The following is a 361-nucleotide window of genomic DNA, read 5'->3' on the forward strand; positions in this document are numbered from 1 at the left end:
GTAAACTTATAGCAGGAATTGTACTACTATTATTATTTTTGGGATTGTGCTACCGAATATTTAGCCCTAAGCCCGTTCCACCGGGTGAATTAGTTAATATAAATGGCACCTATATTCATGTAAGAGCAGAAGGTGAAAAGAAATCTTTACCTACTATTATTATTGAGGCTGGCGCTCACAGTAATACCGATATGCTGCATTGGTTGGCAGAAGGTTTAAAAAATAATACGAGAGTTTTACGCTATGACCGGGATGGAAAATGGTTTAGCGAATCAAGTAATGATGATCAGAAATCTCCCGAATTTTACGCACATCAGCTTCATGAATTATTAGAAAAAACAGGCGAAAAACCACCTTATAT

At 36.6% G+C, this 361-nt stretch carries 1 protein-coding gene; it reads left to right on the top strand.

All coding sequences use genetic code 11. The features are described from left to right. Nucleotides 1-361: alpha/beta fold hydrolase (locus AB671_RS22655; protein ID WP_228391014.1), on the top strand; the 361-nt coding region annotated here is incomplete at both ends.

It is taken from the genome of Chryseobacterium sp. BGARF1 (assembly GCF_001677955.1).
In the GTDB taxonomy this organism is placed as follows: Bacteria; Bacteroidota; Bacteroidia; order Flavobacteriales; family Weeksellaceae; genus Chryseobacterium.